Consider the following 21,070-nt stretch of genomic DNA (forward strand, 5'->3'; position numbering starts at 1 on the left):
TGCGAATTTCGCGGCTGTTTTATTGCAAGCGCGAAGGCATGCTACATTGACAACTATGACCAATCAACTGCATTTTAGTTCGATGCAGCGCTTTTAAGCAGCTCTTTTGCATTCGCTAACGCTGATTTTGTAACTTTATCGCCGGCTAGCAGTCTCGCAAGTTCGTCAATTCTATCTTGCTTGGTAAGCGGCAGCATTTGGGTTTCTGTGCTCTCACCATCGGTAATCTTGGTTACAAAAAGTTGATTGTGTGCCTGGGCGGCAACCTGAGGCAAATGCGTTACACACATTACTTGTGATTGGCTGCCTAGCTTACGAAGCAAGCCGCCAACAATAGAGGCTGTAGGGCCGCTAATGCCTGTGTCCACTTCGTCAAAAATCATTGTTGGTGTGGCGTGATGGTCGCTTGCAATCACTTGAATCGCTAGCCCAATGCGAGAAAGTTCACCGCCTGACACGACTTTGTCCAGTTTATCTGCGTCTTGACCCGGGTTAGTCGAGACCTTAAATTCCACTGAGTCCAGCCCCGTACTTACAGGTTTTTTAAGTTCATCATACTGTATTTGAATGTCTACTTTTGCGTGAGGCATATTCATCTGACGAATTTGCGTTTCAATATCTTTACTTAGCTTTTGCGCCGCCCGCTGCCTACTTTCCGAAAGGCTTTGTGTTGCAACTAAATAAGCTGTTCTCGCCTCGGCAACTTCACTTTCTAATGTGCCTAAAAGCGTCTCTTGATCCGACAATGATGCGAACTCAGCAGCCAATTCTTGATGGTGCTGATAAAGGGCCTCGGGCATGACTGAATGTTTACGCGCCAAATCCATTGCCTTAGCATAACGAGCTTCAACCTGTTGAAGGCGTAAAGGATCGATTTCTAATTGGTCACAATAGCTGCGCAACTCGCTTGCCGCTTCTTCTACTTGAATGGCGGCATCGTTTAATAGTGCAATCATTGGGGTAAGACTAGCGTCGTGAGCTTCTAACTCACCCAATCGCTCTATGCTGCTTTGTATGACAGAAAGCGCGTTGCCCTCATCGTTTTCATACAAGTTATACACACTTGTTTGCGCTTGCTCTAACAAGCTTTGTCCGTTACTTAAACGTTTGTGCTCCGTTTCCAGCTCTTCAAATTCGCCATCCTCAATAGCGAACTCGTCGAGTTCCTGTACTTGATACGTAAGAAGCTGAAGACGGTCTTCTCGTTGCTGAGCTTGTTCTTGAAGTATTTTGAGTGTGCGCTGCTTGTCTCTCCATTGGGAGTAAGCGTCTTTTACCTTTTCTAAAACATCATTGTGTTTTGCATACCCATCGACGAGGTCGCGTTGGTGGTCTTCTTTAAGCAGTTGAAGGTGGGTGTTTTGCCCGTGAATGGCAAGTAAAAACTGCCCCAGTCCCTTTAACTGCTGCAATGAAGCAGGCACACCATTGATGAATGCTTTTGAGCGACCTTCTTTTGAAATAACGCGGCGAATGAAGCAGCTGTTTTCATCTTCATCAGATGTCAGCTCATGTTCGTCAAGAAACGCTTTGGCCAATTCATTTTTACTTAGTGAAAAGTGAGCAATAATTTCAGCTTTAGCACTGCCTTTGCGAACGGCATTTGCATCTGCACGTTCTCCCAAACAAAGGCTCAAAGCGTCTATAGCAATAGATTTACCAGCACCGGTTTCACCCGTAATCGCAGTAAGCCCGTTTTCAAGCTGAACGGACAACTGTTTGACAACTGCAAAATTAGAAATAGAAAGATGCGCTAACATAACCACACTCGGAAAAAGTTGAACATGATGATATATACAGTAACTGATAATATATACAGTATTTAACTGTGTAAAGTGAAGTCGTATAAAAATTGATAAAAAATAGAGTGCAGAGGGGTAAGTTTTTGAATTTATGAGGCTTATAAATATTTTAGTTAAGGTTGGTTACGAGTAACAGCTATATCAGAATACGAGGTTACTTTTTTTATACAGTAAAAAGGAGAGCAAAAGCTCCCCTTTATAAAAATCTATCTAAGTTTGTAATGTACTGCTTTTAAACTAGCAGTGCACCCAAGGCTAGAGATTACTGTTGCAGTTCACCGCTGCCAGATTCGATATGGGCGCGAACGAACCATTGGAACTGTTCTAAATCAGCTAATTGACCTGTAATCATGTCTTCTGAAACAGGGTCAATGTCACCCAAAATCTCTAGTGCTTTTCTGTGATCGCCATTCACGCCATCATAAACAGCATCTAACGCCTTGAGGTGGTCAAGCACCAAGCCTTTACCTAATTGATAGTCTTCCCAGCTGCGACCTTCTACAATCGCTTTTGGTGTACCCTTAGGTACTCCGCCCAACGTGGCAATGCGCTCTGCGATGGTGTCGGTCATACCACGAACCGCATCAACCTGCGGGTCCAACATTTCGTGCACACCGATAAAATTCGGTCCCACAACATTCCAGTGAACGTGTTTAAGCGTAAGCTGTAAATCTAATAGCGCGACTAATCGTTGATCCAATACCTTGATAGTTTTGGCAGCGGCATCGTTATCCATTCCTGGGGCTGTAAATTTGATATTGGTATTACTCATGATATCTCCTATTGCTGAATAAAATATCAGCGAATTGTTAACAAGAACTTATGAGACTTAAGGAAGTCTAGCTTCGCCTTGTAAATCATTTCGCTGAGAGCTTGACTAAGAAGGTGCAACAGGTATGCCGTATACGAGGATGTTTATAAGTAACGGATTTCTATAATCATTTTTAGTAATATTAAAAAATCTTTATTTTTCAAGCCTGTAGCTTTGGGAAAATGCTACAGGCTCATGTAATAAATGCACGATTGAGGTTGTTACGCGGGAATCTAATAAAGCTTGCTGCCCCAACCTAGTTTTTTGCGAAGTACATTGAAATAGCTATAGCCTTTGGGATGGACTAAATGAAGTTTATCGGTACTTTTGTTTATTCGAATTTCGTCGCCCGGCAGAACCGGAAGCACAATATGGCTGTCGCAGCTAACTTGAAGAGAATGACTATTTACTTTTGATACTTTCATCGATACTTGGCTGTCGGCGTCAACAACGATAGGGCGACTGCTAAGGGTGTGAGGGAACATGGGCACTAGTGTAAGGGCGTCTAGTTTAGGCATGATGATAGGGCCACCAGCAGAGAGTGAATACGCTGTCGAACCTGTTGGTGTGGCAACAATAAGCCCGTCACTGCGTTGGCTAAACACGAACTGCTCATCTATATAGATTTCGAACTCCATCATATGGGCAACTTTTCCGTGATGCAGCACCACTTCATTCATTGCAGAGTTATTACTTTTGAGTTTTTCATGCCTGTAAACACCCACTTCAAGCAGAAACCGTTCTTCAACTACGCATTCCCCAGTAAAAATGAGATCGAGTTGTTGAGTAATTTCATCGGGGTGAATATCTGTTAAAAAGCCTAAATTTCCGCGATTGACGCCCACCACGTGAATGTCGAAGCGCGCCAGTACACGAGCGGCGCCGAGCATACTACCGTCACCACCAACAACAACCGCTAAATCTGCGTTTTTACCGATGGCAACAAGATTACAGCTTTCAAAATTTTCAGTTTCGAGCTCTTCAGCAATGGTTTCTTCAACAAGCAGTTTGCATCCTTTGGCCAGCAAATAGTCCGCAAGAATGTTTAAGCTGTCATGAGTTGCAGCGTGCTGAGGCTTTCCGATTAACGCAACGGTTTGATAGGGCATGGAATGCTAATGTCCTTTCATTTCCAATGGTTGGACATTAGCACAGGTATTTCGTAAAAGAAAAGCGTAAAGCGATTCAGAGCATGAGGTTTATCTATCCTCTAACCTGTTGTAGTCTAAAAGCCCCCCTTCAATAGGGTATTGCTCTTCTGACCACCTTAGAAGGTTATCGCTAAACGTCCAAAACTGTGGATTAGTGCGGCGCATTCCCACTTTATCAAGCAATGCTTTGTAATCCTTCTCGTTTTTAATTGATTTTAACTGTCCAATTGAACCTATAACCTCCGAAGTTTTGATCAACCAAAATGCGTCGGGGTAACTCCCTAATAATCCGTGTACGAGGGTGATAGTATCTTTAGAAGGCTCGCGATTTTCCTCTTCTTCGAAAAGGCTGTTCACGTTGTAATGAGTACTGTTTCTAAGCGCCGTGAAAACGTCAATTTTCTCCGGTTCTTCATCGTCTTTTATCACAATTATGGTGGTCTCTGGCATTAAGGTAGCTTGCTGTGCGGGAAGAAAGTCAAGACTCGCTAGCGCTGAAAACTGTTTCTCTGACAATATATTTTTATCGTAGGTCGTGCCTGATGGCAGAACATTGGATAAATGCGTGGAAAGCATTTGGTAGAGCTCTTGTTGAGGGTTTTCTGTTTCAAATACAATGCCCGAGGGTTGTTCAAAGCTGTTTATATCTCCCTCTAGGTAGTCGGTTAACTCAGGACTTGCATTTTGATACCACTCCTTAAGTAGCGTATGGCGCGTTTCTGGAGGCAGTAAATTAAGGAAATTTGACTCACCCTCCATCCGCAAAAAGTCCATATACAAACGCGTCATCAATTGATGGCCGTAATTACCGTAAACATCAAAACCTGCAACGAGTAAATAGTGAATTCGCTCTAACAAAGCGTAATCGATAACCCATGCGGTTTTAGTAGGCTCACCTGTCATACCCTTTACCACAGTCGCGTTATCGAAATGACGGAACACCGTTAGGCTTGCGTTAGTGTTGTCGCCATCGCCATCCCATATGCTGGAAATATTTAAGTGTTCACCGTTTTTAAATTCTTCATTCATAAACGCGGTGCGAGCGCGCATATACTTGCCTTGACGTTTAGCATACTTGACCCAGTTAACAGCTAAGGCAGAGCTGTCTTTTTCAGCAGGGAGGTGAAGGTTTTCTTTTTGCGAAGTGTAAAACGCGTTCATTTCTTCAGAGGCAGTTATTTCTGGGTCGACGAAGAGCACCCAAAATCTGTCGTTAATCACATTGAGTGCGACCTGACCGCGGCAAACAGGGCCTTTGATATAGCCCATAATTGTGTTCTGCGCCCGCTCAAGCATAAAGCGATAGCGACTTTTCACAGGAAGCAGAGAAAACGCGGTAAGGGGGTTAGCGGCGACTTCTGATTCGTAAGAGGGGAGCGTTTCAACTTTATAATCGGCGTCGACAAACCAGGCTTGCCATTTATTGGTTAGCGTTTCATTGATGGCATACGCTTGATGAGTTTTGCTTACGATAGTGGAAAATACAGGCTGTAGTCGGTAGTAAACGCGATCGACCTTTGGGTCGTCAAAAGGTCTGCGCGTAGCAATAATATCAAGGGGCTCGCCAGAGGGAGTACGTGAGCGTACTAGGTTAAAAAACTGAGGTTGCTCTTTTTCAGCTGTGACATTTTCAAAATATAGATGAGACGTAAATAAATGCTCATAGATATAGCGGGCAGACAACCGCATTTTGTTGCTATCGCCATTTAACCATTTTTCTAATGCCACTATTTTAGCGTTTAGTTCTTCTGATATAACTTTACTTGAGGAAAGCGGAGCACCGTGATGTAGCCACTGCATGAGGGTATTATGCTCAGCATCTGATAATCCAGGCAGGGCATAGGGCATCCCTCCTAGAGGCTGCTCAGCAATATATTCACCCATTTCGTCAATAGTAGGGCATTGGTTTTCACGGCTTAGACTAATGTCAAAGCCAGAACCTAAATGAGATGTATCAGGAAGTGGATGTTGCTTTTTTAGCAAAAGCATTTGCGCTAGAACTGATGATTGTGTTTTAGGTTCACCTGCTTCCTTATTTGCAGGCAAGACATTAAAGAAGCCTCGCTCACGCCACGCCTGTGTGCTGTGTGCGTCTAGAAACATGCGGTTGGGTTGAGCGGCCGTTATTCGGGTTCCTTCGTAAACTTTTTCTTTACTAGCTCCCCTAGCAACGCCCTCCGAGGACGATATTTTCAACTGACAAGGCGCGTCGTAACACGCGTGGCAAACCACACAGCGCTGCGTAAGCACGGGGTTAACTTGCTCATCAAAAAAATTGTCAGGCAACTGTTTTGCAAAGGAAACATTCTCCGTTTCAGCTAATAAGGGAGCCTCGGGTTTCGGCCATTGCCACAACGCTGTACAGAGAGCGATTGCAAGCAATGCAATTACACCGAACTTTTTCATAATTTTTATCCAAAGTAGAAGTGGTGACAGTTTACCATTCAATTTTAGGAAAAGGAGGTTCACATTATCTTTTTACATAGTCGTAGTTCTATCCAAAAATGACGTTGTTTTAACATCAATTTCACATGTTTGTTGCTTTGCGTACAGCGGTAGGTATGCTGAGAGAAATACTGTCTAAGCGTGCAATGCAAAAGCGCAAGAAGCAATTTCTGTTTATCTTGTAACTCGCTTTACGGTAAGTCACACATCAAATAGTTGCAGCGAGGGAAACATGGCTCATCAAATTATACTGCCAAGAACGATGCAGATAGGCAAAGATGCTAGCAAGCAAATTACGGAAACGTTGGCTAGCTTAAATTGTTCTAAGCCTTTGCTTATTACCGATAACGTGATGGTTGAACTGGGATATGCAGATCGGATAACGAGCTACTTAGCCGAGCACTCCATAGCACTTGATGTTTTTTCTGATACTGTACCTGAACCGACAGTTGCCTCTATATCAGCCGGCGTTGAGGCTTTGCGCGCCAAACCTTACGACTGCATTATTGCGCTTGGCGGCGGCAGTCCAATTGATAGTGCTAAGGCAATTGGTATCTTAGGTAAATACGGTGGCGAGATGCGCGACTATAAGTTCCCCAGAGTGGTGAACGAAGAAGGGCTTCCTTTAATCGCAATTCCCACAACGGCAGGCACCGGCTCTGAGGTGACGCGCTTCACTATCATCACTGATGAACAAACAAGTGAAAAAATGTTGTGTGTGGGCTCAGGGTTTATGCCCACTGCTGCACTTATAGATTTTTCCCTTACTTTGAGTTTGCCTCAACGAGTAACCGCAGACACTGGTATAGATGCGCTCACTCATGCTATTGAAGCTTATGTGAGTCGCAAAGCGAATCTATACAGCGACGCACAGGCACTCTCTGCCATGGCCCTAATTGCGCCGAACTTACGTACCGTATTTGCAGATGGTAAGAACGAGAATGCCCGTGAGGCCATGATGTTGGGGTCTACGCTGGCGGGAATTGCCTTTTCCAACGCATCAGTGGCGCTGGTGCATGGGATGAGTCGCCCCATTGGCGCAGCCTTTCATGTTCCCCATGGGCTTTCAAATGCTATGTTATTGCCTGCTGTTACTGCATTTTCCATTCCTAGCGCTCCCGTGCGTTATGCACAATGTGCTCGCGCGATGGGAATAGCAACACAAGGTGATTCAGACGACTTAGCTAATCAAAAATTAATTGGTGAATTAAAGGCCCTTAACGCCGACCTCCAGGTGCCAACTCCGAAGGATTTTGGAATAGATAAAGAGGCGTTCTTTACGATAACCTCCACCATGGCTGAGCAAGCATTGGCCTCAGGATCACCTGGAAATAACCCGCGTATACCGACCATTGAAGAAATGGTAGCTATCTATATTTCGTTGTGGGACTAGAGAAGTATAACGTTAGTTTAAAGAGCGTATCAGGCTAAATAAAAAGACTGCACAGAACAGTCTTTTTCACTTCTAAAGCCTGTACGTAACAGCACTGCGCACCTATCTTGCCGTCCAACCACCGTCAAGGACCATGGTTTGACCGGTTATATTGCGGGCACTGGGCGACATTAAGAAGTTCGCTGTATCTGCGAGTTCTTCCACACTTACGAATTGCTTTTTGGGCATGGGCTCTAACATTATCTTTGTTATTACCTCTTCTTCGCTCAAATTATTTTCTTTTGCTTGGGCCGCAATTTGCTGTTCTACCAACGGCGTTTTTACATAGGCGGGGCATAGTGTGTTGATGGTCACGTCACAGTCACCGGTTTCAAGAGCAATGGTTTTTGCGAACCCCAAAAGCCCGTGTTTGGCTGCTACATAGGCGGATTTAAAAGGAGAAGCCACAAGAGAATGTATTGAACCTATATTGATTATGCGTCCATAATTTTGCTCGCGCATGGCTGGTAAAAAGGCTTGGGTCAGCAGAGCAGGGCCTACCAGCATAATATTGATCAGCTGCTGCCACTTATCCGCAGGAAAATCCTCAAGGCGAGATACATGCTGTATGCCCGCATTATTGATTAATACATCAACCGTATATTTGCCTAGAGCGTCAGGTAGTGCTGCCACCTGTTTAGCATCGCAAACATCAACGGCAATAGCACTAGCCGAGCCTTCCAAATGGGCAAGCTTAGTTACGGCATCCTTAGCCGCCTGTTCGTTTATATCAGCAATAATAACGTGGTGGCCTTGTCTGATCATAGATTCAGCAATACCGAAACCAATACCGCTGGCGCCACCTGTGATAAATATCGTTCGCTTACTCATCGGCGTTTCCTTTATTGTCCTTCACAGGAAGACGAGTGTTCAGTGAAAATAGCAGCTCTTTAACGGCGGCGATTTGTGCGCCATCCCTGTTAGCGTAATCACTGGACGCGTAGCCCCACCAATCCCAACAACCTTGCGGGTTTAGCGGCATAAACAGCGATTTTTTAGTTTGCGGATAAAGTACGACGATATTGTTGTCATCGGCCCACTCATTTAGCCCTGTTTGAGTTGTGTAGGCGTCGCCAACGGCGTCTGCGTATTGATTACAGCCGTGAAAACTAATGTGTGCTTTACAGGCCTCTCCTTGTGCGCAGCTTTCTGGTATATACACAAAGCCTTCGCTTGCTAAGGTTTTTGCGTTGCTCCCTGCTATTTTTTGCTGGTCTATGGAATGTATTTTCCCAGAAAGTGATTCATCAGGTGTGGTAACGTCTGCAATGAGGTGAGAGAGCAGGGCGCCTGCGGCGTCATAGTCGCAGTTACCAATGAAAGGGCTTTCTGATTTCATGCAGTTTACGCCCTCTTCCTTTGTTGGGAATAAATGCGCCATGGGCTTGTCGTTGATATATGTAATGTTTTGCGTGTCTGTCCATAGTTTGTATTGTTCAAAAAGTAAGTCGCTGACTTTCGCGACCACTCTGGTGTCTTGGGTGCCATGGAAAAGCCAAACTTTCGTATCTTTCATATTATTGAGCGGCGCGATTTTTCCTTCCGACTCATAGTGTTTAGCTTTTTCGTTTAGCGCTTTAATGTCTATTTCGCCCTCAACTTTATTGACACATTGTGCTAGCGCAGTGGTTATGTCTCCTTGAGCACAGAAGTACGGACCTCCGGCGATAACGCCCACGCCTTTCACCCAGTCGCTATGGGCTAACTGGAATTGGGTGGCCATATACCCGCCAGAAGATAGGCCAGACACGGTGACATTTTCTAAATCGAGTGCGAGCTTGGGAATATCGTTGTTAGCAACTGAAGCAGCACTGAACGCAAGCGCGCTAGCACTGAAAAAAGAAAGACACAGAGCCCGGCGTAAATAAAATTGTTTTTTCATCATAAATTTGCTTCCTTTTCATTCTCTAAAAATCGGCGAATGGCCTTTGCCTGAGCGGAAATGTTACTGACGCCTTCTAAGTGTCCTAACTTACCGTTTAGTGTTAAAAGTGTGGAATTCTTGTTCTGTGAGAGTAAGCCTTGGTGGGCATTTTGTGACAAATAAGGCATTAGAAGTAAATCGGTTTCTGCCGGTATAAAAAGTGTTTTTGCTTTTATCGATGCAAGGCTTTGCTTAAGGTTATTATCATGGCCTGCCACAAATAGTTGGCAGGCACGAACCAAGTATAAAAGGTGATTAGCATCCATACTTTCTGCACGGGCTTCAGCGCGTTCACGCAGCCATCTCACAATGCTATGCGACTGTCGAATATCGTCAAGCGGAGCAGATTCAATATTTTTATATCCTAGGTTGCTGCCTTGCTCGTTAAAAAATGTTGGGGTAAGCGCATGTTGGGTGATCAGCATAAGCGAGGCCACCAAGCCTTTAAATGGTCTATCGTTTTCGGTGTAGGCACCGTCGTTCCATTTGCTATCAAGCTTGATGGGATTAGCCCAGTGCTCAAGGGCAGATGTGGTCCAGGCGTCACTTTGTCCAGCCCCGATGACAGAAATCATTCGTTCAACCCAGTCGGGATAGGTACTTGCCCAATCAATGGCTTGCATCGACCCCATAGAAGGCCCGATAACGGCGTAAAGCTTACTAATGCCTAGGCTTTCAAGCAACGCCTTCTGCACGTTAACGAAATCTCGAATGGTGACCACTGGGAAGTCTAAACCATAGGGCTTTCCTGTATCTGGGTTAATTGAAGCAGGCCCTGTAGTAATAACGTTAGGGTCATAAGCGTTTAAATTGGCCAATGTATCTACACTGACAACGTAAAAGCGGTCCGTATCTATTGCTTTTCCTGGACCAATGATGCTGTCCCAATATCCTGTAGCAGCATCATCGGGATTGTATTTTCCAGCTACATGGGATGAACCTGAAAAATAATGTGTGATAAGAATAACGTTACTTTTATCCTCATTTAACTTTCCGTACGCTTCCCAGCCGACCTTCACATCTTTTATATGCTGGCCACCAAACGTTTTAAAAAGTGGCATTTCAAATACCTGCTTTTTTACTACCAACGGAGATGAAGGTGCCGCTCCTGGTTTTCCGGTATTCTTCGCTTCATTAGCAAGCGACGGAGAACTTAGCACGGTTACTAAAGACAAAACTAAACAAAAACCTAAAGAAAGTCTTAGGTTCAATTTTCTACTAGAAGTAGCATGTTGTTTTATAGAAAAACGGTCTGTTAACTCCATCATAAATGGCAAAATCGAAAGTCTTTGAAACTTGCTATTAATCGATAAGAGCCTCATGGCAAGTTGAGCTATATTTTTTACACACCGACTATTGGCACTCATAGAACCTTTCCTTTTTTGCGTCTGTTGCATAGCGCAGCATATCCAGTGTTTGTTTTTTTCATAACGTTTATGCCACCCTACAAAACGCTAAACAGACCAATGGCCATGGCAAGGCCAATAACCGGTACTACTACAGTCAGCGCGCCAACGGCCCAATAGGCGGCCTGATGGGTTTCATGACATATCGCACGTATGGTAGTTACGACGTAACCATTATGGGGTAGCGAATCTAACGCACCTGACGATATAGAAACAATTCTGTGTAACTGTTCAGGCTCAACGCCTTGGTCAAGATAATGAGGTGCCACTAAGGGAAGGGCGATGGCCTGTCCACCAGATGCGCTGCCGGTTAAGCCAGCAATAACACTAACAGCGATGGCGGCGCCAATTAGCTCGTTTCCAGGAATTTGCGTCATTAATGCAACGGTGGTTTGAAACGCGTCAGTGTTCTTTGCAATTGAGCCAAAACCTACAACTGCTGCAGTATTACCTATCGCAATAAGCGCGCCCGTTGTGCCTGCGTTAATGGCCATTGGTAGACTCTGAAAATGCTTGAAATTAATAGTTAACAAACACAATACGCCACCGCCTAATGCAAGAATAAGCGCCAGTTGCGCGAGTTCTTCATGAAATAAAAAAGAAATAACTAACACCACAACCAGTGGGACAATACCGGTAAGTGGGTGAGGCAGGGCTCTTTCACGCAGTTGCGGATCACTTGCTCTAGCTTCGAAAACCTCGCCATTGTTCACGGCCTTTCTTATCATTTTAGCAAGCCACCAATAGCCAAAACATGCCATAAACATAGCGACAATCAGACTAACTTCCCACGCTGCAAAGGGTGAAGTACCCAAGTACTTTATAGGGATCCAGTTTTGGATTTCAGGTGAGCCCGCAGAGGTCATGGTGAAAGTCACCGATCCGAAGGCCATAGCCGCAGGAATAAAGCGACGGGGTAAGTTGGCATCTTTAAACAAGCTTACGGCCATAGGATAAACAGAGAATGCCACCACGAAAACGCTGACGCCACCATAAGTTAAAATAGCGCAAGCGAGCACAACAGCTAAAACGGCGCGCTTATAGCCAATCTTCGTGATGATCCAGCGAGATACCGCATCGGCGGCCCCAGTGTCCTCCATGAATTTACCAAACAGAGCACCCAGTAAAAACATAAAAAACCAAGAGGCGATAAAGCCTGAGAACCCACTCATATAGGTCTCAACAAAATTTACGTCACCGGTGAATACCCCAATGTTGTTGGTTACAGCGACGACGAGGGCACACAAGGGGGCAGCGATAAACAGGTTCATTCCGCGTATTGTCAAAACAATAAGCAACAACAGACCGCCTACCAAGCCAATCATACTTAACATAATTATTATTCCTTAAAAATCTGTGACCGCAGATGATCCGAAACAGTTAAGTCGATTAGTGATTTGCACACACTCAAAACCGCAAAGTGTATACAAATCAGATAAAAAGCATTCATAACAGACCCAGAGTTTGACGTCACTTTTACCAAAATCCCATAGTACGATGGTACTACATACTATTAACAATTAATTAACTAAAGTGATTTTGACCGTAGGCAATACATCCGGCAGTGATGAGGACCTGTTGATTTTTTCTGTACAAGTTTTGGTCTAAATGGAAGCCTTTTAATCGCGAAACAGTCCTGCAAGCCTAGTGGGCTAAGTTAAAGGGCTGTGACAACGAGTAAAAGTCTTCCATAACGACCCCTAAGGGCAGCGCCTGTGTGCCATCTAAACTGCGTTGAATGTTTTCGATTTAGAACCACTAGACCGTCAAACATCCGCCTTGTCTAGATAGCACACAGACCGCTGTAAAAAAAGTACAGCAAAGATCAACAGGCCCTATAACTTAGAACAACAAGGACTCACTATGTCTAAATCAACACACACACTAAATTGGGTTTCATCCTACAAAAGAAAATCAAATACATGCGCTGTGGCTAACAGGCCCGCTCGTAGCCTCTGTGCTCTTGCAGTCGCCGGCGTACTTTGCTCTACGCCAGCGTTTGCACAAGAAAATCAATCGCCGACAAGTGATCAGGATGCAGAGAAAGGTAAGTTAGAACGCATCGAAGTCACAGCGCGAAGAACCGTGGAGTCGCTTCAAGAAACACCGGTTGCGATCACGTCCATTGGCGCCGTTGAGCTTGGCGAAAAAGGCATCAGCGTGCTAACCGAAATCCAGCAGTTTTCTCCGAATACCACACTGCAAACAAGCCGCGGAACGAATTCAACGCTTACTGCTTTTATTCGTGGCTTAGGCCAGCAAGATCCGCTATGGGGCTATGAACCAGGGGTTGGGATTTACGTTGATGACGTCTATATTGCGCGTCCTCAAGGTGCGGTACTTGACCTGTTAGATGTGCAAAGAATTGAAGTATTGCGCGGTCCTCAAGGTACGCTATACGGTAAAAATACAATCGGTGGTGCAGTAAAGTATGTGACCAAAGAGATGACCGGCGACACTCAGATGAATGTAGAGGCGACGGTAGGCAGCTATAGTCAGCGTGATATTAAAGTTACCGGTCAAATTCCTCTTATCGAGGATACGGTTTATCTCGGCGTGGGATATGCTAACTTGAACCGCGATGGTTTCGGCGAATACCTGATCAGCGCACTGCCAAATCAAGATAAAGAAAACTACAACAAAGATTTGTGGGCAGCGAGAGTATCTCTTGAAATTCACCCTAGCGAAGATTTATTTTTCCGAATCGGATGGGACAAAACAGAAGACACGTCTAATGCAAAAGGAGGCTACCGCTTAATCCCAAGTATCTTAACCGATGCACCTGTGCCGGATTCAGTGTACGACTCGTATACCAGTCTACCGACGTGGAATAAAGTTGAGCTAGAAGGGTATAACTGGTTAGCGCGCTATAACGTGAATGACAACTTAGAGCTTAAGTATATTGGCTCACATCGAGAAAGTTATTCACCTACCAATATCGATTTTGACAACACGCCGTTGCCCATCTTTGACGTGCCCGCAGAATATGATGACAGCAATGATACCCACGAGCTTCAAGCAAACTATATTGGAGATACTTTTAGTCTTGTGTCGGGATTATATTTCTATGACGGTGAAAGCTGCGGAAACTTTGACGCAATCCTAGGTGTGCTCGGTCAATCATTAGGAGCGCCAGGATTAACCAGGGAAGTGACCGGTTGCAACAACTCAGAAAGCTGGGCCGCTTATGCGCAAATGAGCTATGACGTTACCGACAAGCTATCGCTTTCTTTAGGTGCTCGCTTTACTGATGAAGAAAAGTCAGCCTTCGTAAATAACGGCTTGGTGTTTGACAACGTGTATCCTTATACCGATTGGATTGACGGTTATGTTCGTCCTGATGGGCAGCTTGTCCCTCAAGTACTTGGTACAGATACTAACGGTGATGATGTACTTGATGCGCCTGCGGTGGAAAGCTGGTCGCGATTCACGCCGCGAGTGGGCGTAGAATACCAGATGAACCGAAATACTATGTTCTTTGCCAGCTATTCCCAAGGCTTTAAATCTGGCACATTTAACCCACGCGCTCAAATTAATGAGCCTGGTGTTGAACCAGAGGTAGTAGATAGCTTTGAACTGGGCGTTAAAAGTGACCTAACTGATGCGCTTCGCCTGAACGTAACCTTGTTCTCCTATGATCATAAGGACCGTCAATACATAGGTGTTGAGGGAGATTTGTCTGACCCTACTGCTCTTGATCAGCGCTTACGCAATGCGGCGGAAACTGCGGCAAAAGGTGCAGAATTAGAAATGACATGGGTAGCGTCAGATAACCTACAGTTTGATGTTGCCTATGGCTATATCGACTTTGAGATTAAGAAAAATAACGCCATTCCTCCACTTATCGGTTTGGCAAGCACGCCGGAAAATACGTTTAATTTCAATGCCAACTACTTACTGGAAACAAGCTTTGGGGATGTTACGTTCAACGCCAACTATTATTATCGCGATGACTACCTTATCTTTGAAACCAGCGACCTAATTCAGCAAGATGCCTACGGCATGGTGAACTTAAGCGCCCGCTGGGAAAGTGTTGAAGGCGACTGGTATGCCGGATTACACGTTAAGAATCTGACCGATGAAGAATATCTGGTTGGTGGTTACGACTTTGTCACTCAAGATGGCGAAGGTAACTTTGGTCCCGGCTTAGGCGGTGACACTACGCTTATTGGTTACTATGGCGACCCGCGCACGGTGCACTTGACGGTTGGCTATAGATTCTAGGTAGAGAACTATTTAGATTCACTTGCTATGTCTAGGCCTAAGTGCCTAGGCATGCTTGCTGTAGCTCTTAACGCAGAGATGCTCATGTCATGCGAGTTTTACCTAAGCAATAACGTTAACTTTTTTCACTGGCGTGGTAGTATGCAAATTAACAAGGTAGTTACAAGTTGATAGCATTATGTCTGTAAAAATCCTGATTGCTGACGATCATCCGTTGTTCAGGGCCGCAATGTGTCATGCGCTTAATAGCATCGATCACATTTCGCTTGTAGAAACGTCCACCTTTCCTGATACCCTTAACTGTTTATCGTCAAATAACGATATTGATATACTTTTCCTAGACCTTACCATGCCTGGCAACGAAGGATTAAATGGCCTTGCCGAGGTGCATGCGTTACATCCCGACGTGCTGGTTGTTGTGGTTACTGCGCAGGAAGATTGCGATGTTATGGCTAAGTCGTTTGCGCTAGGTGCAAGCGGTTTTATTCCTAAGTCAGCTTCTGTCGATTGCATTATTGACGCGGTTAATACCGTACTTGATGGTGAGACTTGGGTTCCTGCCACATCACAAATGTCATCAGGCGGGCTGAATACGTCCGCGGGTCTTGATGATAATAGTAGTAGCGGCGACGATGATTTTACTCGACGATTGAAGCAACTCACGCCTCATCAGCTTAAAGTACTTCGCATGGTTTCAGACGGTTTGCTTAATAAGCAGATTGCCTACGAGCTAGCAATTTCAGAGTCCACTGTTAAACAACACGTGTCAGCCGTGTTAAGAAAGCTTGGCGTGATCAATAGAACCAAGGCTGGCATAGCGTTTAAAAATGCAATGCATTTGAATTAAGAGTGTGTGGCTTTCACGTAGTTAAAGCCTCGATAAAATGAGGTGTTAGCTGAATGTACTATAACCGCTTTAGCTAAGCTTATTTTCGAGAGCCTCTTTCTCGATGATTCTCAAAATTTAAAAATGGGGACAGTGTAAATTCGACCTATTTTTATTCTTGTGATAACGTAATGACGAAGGAATAAAATATAAAAATACAAAGGGATATTATGAAGCATTTTCTATTCTTTATTACTTTTCTCGTTACCTCTCACAATGCATTCAGTGCTGTTACGCAGTGGACTGATTTTACGTTAGACAACGGCCATGTATTTCTTCCAATTACCATTGAGGGTATAGAATCGCGGGTAATGCTGGATTCTGGAGCGCAAATAAATAGCATTAATCGCGCGTTTATTGGAAAGCACAATTTAGACTTACATAAAGGCCGACCTGTAAATGTAAGAGGTGTTTACGGCGTTGAAAAAAGAACAGCCTATAACAATGTCGATGTTGAAATTTTTGGTACTACTTTTGAGTTAGATTCATTAGTGGAAACAAACCTTGGCCATCATTCAAATGGTTTACTTCTAGGGGCCGGCTTTTTCAATAGTTTCGTTGTTCAACTAGACTACCCACAAAGAAAAATTCGCCTTGTGACCCGAGATTCGGTCGATATGAGTGAGGTAGCAAACGTGCCTGCAACCACACAAAAAGGGTCAGGTATGCCCATTGCGCAGGTGGATATTAACGGTGTATCCCTATGGCTTCTAATAGATACAGGAAACGCTGGTACGATCCTTATTGACCGTCGCGCTGCATCAAAAGCGGGGTTGCTTGAAAAAGTAGAAGGGGCGAGTACATCATTTGGTGCAAATAGCTCAGGCGTGAACGAATTTGCTATGTCTGATGTAGTAAAATTTGGACCGTTTGAAATTAGTGACGTTAAAGTAAGCTTTCCCGCAGAAGGGCAAACCACTAACTTAGAAAGTCAGTACGAGAGAACGGGCAGTCGAATCGGTGGCAAGCGAGTGGTTGGGCTAATTGGTTATGACCTGCTAAAAGATTTTATTGTGACATTGGATTATCGCTACGGAAAACTTCACATTGACTTGCCTCAATAGCTAAAGCTAAAGCTAAAGCTAAAGCTAAAGCTAAAGACAAACGTTTGGCTACTTATAAAAACTACGGCAAACGACATCGTTTAGTAAACCCTTTTATTGAGTAGCCAATGTCTCTAGACATAATCAACCCCATCGCTCTGCGTTTTTAGCCCGGTAATCTACCAGTGCTCACGAGTAAGAGACTGTTTTAGTAGTCGCTTCAGTGCCGCTGGCTTTAAGGGTTTAGGCAGATAGTTAAATTGATGAGCTGTTGCTTCTTCTCTTATTTCGTTGCTTCTATTTGCGGTAACCAATACCTTTAATGCAAAGCTCACTTCGGCGCGAGACAATGATGTTGCCACATCAAAACCGGTTTCCCCAAAGTTCAGATGATAGTCGGCAATAAGTGCGTCATAGTGTTTTTGTGCAAGGTTCAAGACATCTTTTCTGCAAGTGATTAATGTTGTTCTTGCTCCCCAATCCTTAAGGAGTGTGCACATTGCATTTGCTACTTGCTCATCATTTTCAACAAGAAGAAAGTGGGTGTCAGCTAAAAATAGTTCAGAACTTCTTTTCACGGTACTAAAAGAATATGGCTGAACTAGGCCCGCATGATCAACGCGCGGGTGCGCGTCTATCGTTTTAGCTTTAACGTCCGCTAGGCTACTTTCCTCATTTTCTGCACCAGAAACTACGTGCGTATTATCTTCAGTGCTACTTGCTAAGCCATGGTTGTTAGCATTAATCGAAAAGTTACGAAGGCAAGGCGTTTGCGCTCCACCGGGAGATGGGTTCTTCTGGGGGTGATGCACTCTAGGTACAGTAACGCTAAAACAACTACCTTTATTTGGCGATGATAAAAGCGCCACTTCATGTTCTAGCAATCTGCATATCTTATCGACAATGGTGAGGCCCAACCCGATCCCTTCACCTTTATTATTGCTATCGAGTTGGTGAAACTCACTGAAAATCTCTTGCTGATGATGCTCAGCGATCCCTGAACCCGTATCGTAAACACAAAGCTTTATTGCACGTTTTGTATATGCTAAGTCACTGCGCCTGACCCCAACTAAAACAGAGCCCTTCGTAGTATACCGTACAGCATTAGACAGCAAGTTTTGTATTACTCGACGCAGCAAAGTTTTATCTGAGTACACATACACGTCGCTTTTAACATACCTGAGCGCAACACTTTTTTGATTAGCAATCACGCTAAACTCCTGAACTAACGAAGACAGCATGTCGTCGATAGGGAATATGGTCTTTTGCGGTGTTAATACACCAGCATCTAACTTGGTAATATCAAGCAGCATCGAAAGTAAACATTGCGCATTATCCAGCGAATTTACGACGCCCTCTGATAGCACAGCCAGCTCGCTGCCTTGCGTTTTTTTACTTAGCATACTGGCAAACAGTGTTGCGGCATTGAAGGGCTGCATGAGGTCGTGCCCGGCCGCTGCCAAAAATTTGGTTTTACTCTCATTAGCTTTATCAGCTTGGCTTTTTGCGTCTTCTAATTCGGCAGTGCGTAGCGCAACCCTTTCTTCTAAGTCTTCTTTTGCGCTTTCTAGTTCTTTTTGTATTGCCATGTACTCAGTAATATCGCTATAAGTGGTTACATAGCCGCCGCCAGGAAGCGGGGCACCATTTAGCTCTATAACTTTTCCGTCAGGCTGCTTGCGAATATGCTTGTGGCGGGTACCCTCACGCATATAGCTCACCCGTTTATTAATAGATGAGGGGCTGAATAACCCTCGCTTGGCGTTGAAGTTGAGTATTTCAGTGATAGACATGCCTGCTTTGAGAAATCCCTTGGGATAGGCAAAAAGCTCTACGTATCTGTCATTCCATGCCAGCAACTGTAGTTTGTCATCAAGTACACTTATACCTTGCTCGATATTTTGCACAGACGATTGAAGTACTTCATGGTTGAATTGAAACGATTGGGACGCTTCTTCTACCCAATCAACCAGTTCAGGCAAGCTATCACTGCCGGTATCAGCTATCGCGCCCAATAATATTCGCGCACTCGGTGCTCCTACCTGGGCGGCAAGGAGTTTGTTCACTCTGTTAATAAGAGCCTGACTGGCATATCCGCTGCTTGCGGCGCGGTTAACATCCACAGAAAGTTGCTGCACAAGTTGACTGTGAGTACCGGTATCGAGAACACGCTCGGTAAGCGCTATTAAGTCACGGACTTTTACCAGTAGATGAGGAGCACCGTCATGTGGTGTTTCTACATTATTCTCGTTAGCGCCTCGTTTTGATGTGATCAGCGCTACTGCAATAAAGGTTATGCAGTTGGCCATTAATGAATAAGCAAATCCAAGGCCTAAAGCTTGGTCAGTAGGTACTGGGTTAAAATAGTAGCTAGACATTAAACTGGGGTAGAGCAGAAATACAGCCCAACAAATAAAGCCTACTAGCAATGCGCAAATAGCTGCAGCTTTCGTACTCCGTTGCCAGTAAATACCAAACATAAGTGCAGGCATAGATTGCCCCAATAAAGCAATGGCAATTACGCCGCTTTTCACCAAAGGCGCAGCTTGGCTAATATTTAAGTGATACCACAGTGCGATGCTAAGTACGATTAAAACGGTAAGCCGCCGGATTGAAAGAATGTTGCTCGGCTCCATAGAGCGGTTAGGTGATGTTTTCAGTCGCGCCTTTAGCCAAAGTGGCGTGACCACATTATTGGAAATCATGATCCCTAGGGCTAAGGTAGCTACAATTACCATGCTGGTGGTAGCCGATAACCCCCCAATAAAAGCAAAGCCGGAAAGAGCAATGTTGTCGGTCGATAGGGGCAGGGCAAGTACGTAGGCATCTGAACTTGTTGTTGATGGAAGCAGCATTTTGCCGGCAAGGGCGATGGGGATAACAAACAACGTCATACCGAGTAGATAGAGTGGGAACAACCACCTTGCAGTACGAAGCTCGCTCTCACCGTTTTGCTCGACAAAATTCATATGAAACTGCCTAGGTAGTACGAACATGGAACAAACGCCAAGAACTACATGTGATGCATAAACCCAGGGTGCGCTATCAGCGTAAATGACATCCCTGGCACTGTCATTTGACGAGGCGTTAGAAACTAAATCTAAGACGCCATCGAATAAAAAGAAGCAAACAAAAACGCCTACTGCCAAAAGCGCCACAAGCTTTATCACCGACTCGAAAGCAATGGTTAGAAGTAATCCAGGATGCTTTTCCGTCAAGTTTAGCGTACGCGTACCAAAAGTTATGGCAAATATGGCCAGTAAACTTGCTACGTAAATACTCAACCAAGGTGTGCTTGATTGTGGCTCTGCGGTAAGCAAATTTATTGATTTCGTAATGGCGTCTAACTGCAATGCTATATAGGGCACAACACCAAAAAAGCATAGCAACGTGATAAGTGCGGCGATTAGATGAGAGTGTTGGTACTTGAGTGAGATGAGGTCTGCTAGCGAACTAATGTTGTGCTGCTGACATAATCGACTTATATGAAGCACTACAGGAAAGGCAAATGCCATGGTGAGCATAATGCCTAAATAGGTGGGAATAACTGCCCAGCCATATTGGGCAGCCTGCGACGTGGTGCCGAAAAAAGCCCAAGATGTACAGTGTACGCCAAGTCCTAGGCTATAAAGCACAGGGTGCTGCCGATTATCGCGTAAATGCCTGTCGCCCCAAAATGCTAAAGCGAAAAGCGCGAGAAGGTAAAAACCGACAATAGTGCCAACCGTCCAGATACTCAGCATAGGTATTCCGTGTAATAGATAGTCCGTGTAGCTGCACGCATTTATTATCGTGCGATAAAGGGCGTTTTTTTAATAGTTTACATTAACATGGAATTTACAGGCGTCACATCTTCATTTATGAATCACGATTTACTAGACCTAAAGCGTCACTTTCAAAGATTTTAAAAAATCATCCACAAAAAATGTGTGGATACCCTTGATCA

13 protein-coding genes are annotated in these 21,070 nt (G+C 44.6%); 4 read left to right on the plus strand and 9 right to left on the minus strand.

Annotated features, from left to right (window positions below):
* Window positions 1-74: 74 nt before the first annotated feature.
* From recN to ACM0P2_RS07280, 4 genes are all read right to left on the minus strand, one after another.
* Window positions 75-1,760, minus strand: a complete 1,686-nt coding sequence (recN, locus tag ACM0P2_RS07265) for a DNA repair protein RecN (RefSeq protein WP_159120214.1) — start codon at window positions 1,758-1,760, stop codon at window positions 75-77.
* 304 nt (window positions 1,761-2,064) lie between these two features.
* Window positions 2,065-2,574: a DNA starvation/stationary phase protection protein Dps gene (dps, locus tag ACM0P2_RS07270; protein WP_105931987.1), complete on the minus strand. Its 510-nt coding sequence runs from the start codon at window positions 2,572-2,574 to the stop codon at window positions 2,065-2,067.
* A 272-nt stretch (window positions 2,575-2,846) separates the two neighbouring features.
* Window positions 2,847-3,722, minus strand: a complete 876-nt coding sequence (nadK, locus tag ACM0P2_RS07275; RefSeq protein WP_105931988.1) for an NAD(+) kinase — start codon at window positions 3,720-3,722, stop codon at window positions 2,847-2,849.
* Between the two features lie 90 nt (window positions 3,723-3,812).
* On the minus strand, window positions 3,813-6,170 hold the full coding sequence (locus tag ACM0P2_RS07280; protein WP_419227505.1) for a fatty acid cis/trans isomerase: 2,358 nt from the start codon (window positions 6,168-6,170) through the stop codon (window positions 3,813-3,815).
* A gap of 271 nt (window positions 6,171-6,441) precedes the next feature.
* On the opposite strand from ACM0P2_RS07280, the gene ACM0P2_RS07285 reads away from it, so the two are divergent.
* The gene (locus tag ACM0P2_RS07285) at window positions 6,442-7,602 is read left to right on the plus strand and encodes an iron-containing alcohol dehydrogenase (protein ID WP_159120212.1); all 1,161 of its coding nucleotides are present in this window, start codon (window positions 6,442-6,444) and stop codon (window positions 7,600-7,602) included.
* Window positions 7,603-7,704: 102 nt separating this feature from the next.
* Here the strand turns inward: ACM0P2_RS07285 and ACM0P2_RS07290 are convergent, their stop codons facing one another.
* The 4 genes from ACM0P2_RS07290 to ACM0P2_RS07305 form a co-directional block, all read right to left on the minus strand.
* Complete coding sequence (locus tag ACM0P2_RS07290; protein WP_105931991.1) at window positions 7,705-8,472, minus strand: 3-hydroxybutyrate dehydrogenase; 768 nt, start codon at window positions 8,470-8,472, stop codon at window positions 7,705-7,707.
* Window positions 8,465-9,523 carry a prolyl oligopeptidase family serine peptidase gene (locus tag ACM0P2_RS07295; protein WP_373996028.1) on the minus strand — a complete coding sequence of 353 codons (1,059 nt, stop codon included), beginning with the start codon at window positions 9,521-9,523 and terminating at the stop codon, window positions 8,465-8,467. The genes ACM0P2_RS07290 and ACM0P2_RS07295 overlap by 8 nt, the downstream gene beginning before the upstream one ends.
* The gene (locus ACM0P2_RS07300) at window positions 9,523-10,833 is read right to left on the minus strand and encodes an E22 family MetX-like putative esterase (RefSeq protein ID WP_419227692.1); all 1,311 of its coding nucleotides are present in this window, start codon (window positions 10,831-10,833) and stop codon (window positions 9,523-9,525) included. The genes ACM0P2_RS07295 and ACM0P2_RS07300 overlap by 1 nt, the downstream gene beginning before the upstream one ends.
* A gap of 176 nt (window positions 10,834-11,009) precedes the next feature.
* Window positions 11,010-12,305: a GntP family permease gene (locus ACM0P2_RS07305; protein WP_159120210.1), complete on the minus strand. Its 1,296-nt coding sequence runs from the start codon at window positions 12,303-12,305 to the stop codon at window positions 11,010-11,012.
* Between the two features lie 529 nt (window positions 12,306-12,834).
* Here ACM0P2_RS07305 and ACM0P2_RS07310 point away from each other — a divergent pair.
* The 3 genes from ACM0P2_RS07310 (at window position 12,835) to ACM0P2_RS07320 (ending at window position 17,145) form a co-directional block, all read left to right on the plus strand.
* Complete coding sequence (locus ACM0P2_RS07310; RefSeq protein ID WP_159120209.1) at window positions 12,835-15,195, plus strand: TonB-dependent receptor; 2,361 nt, start codon at window positions 12,835-12,837, stop codon at window positions 15,193-15,195.
* Between the two features lie 178 nt (window positions 15,196-15,373).
* Entirely contained in the window at window positions 15,374-16,042 is a 669-nt protein-coding gene (locus tag ACM0P2_RS07315; protein WP_159120208.1) for a response regulator transcription factor, read from the plus strand.
* A gap of 209 nt (window positions 16,043-16,251) precedes the next feature.
* Window positions 16,252-17,145 carry an aspartyl protease family protein gene (locus ACM0P2_RS07320; RefSeq protein ID WP_159120207.1) on the plus strand — a complete coding sequence of 298 codons (894 nt, stop codon included), beginning with the start codon at window positions 16,252-16,254 and terminating at the stop codon, window positions 17,143-17,145.
* 158 nt (window positions 17,146-17,303) lie between these two features.
* On the opposite strand, the gene ACM0P2_RS07325 is transcribed toward ACM0P2_RS07320, so the two are convergent.
* Window positions 17,304-20,867 (minus strand): PAS domain-containing hybrid sensor histidine kinase/response regulator, encoded by a 3,564-nt coding sequence (locus ACM0P2_RS07325; RefSeq protein ID WP_419227506.1) that lies wholly within the window; start codon window positions 20,865-20,867, stop codon window positions 17,304-17,306.
* Between the last annotated feature and the right edge of the window lie 203 nt (window positions 20,868-21,070).

The sequence above is a fragment of the Alteromonas sp. OM2203 genome (genome assembly GCF_048517045.1).
Classification (GTDB): domain Bacteria; phylum Pseudomonadota; class Gammaproteobacteria; order Enterobacterales; family Alteromonadaceae; genus Alteromonas; species Alteromonas gracilis.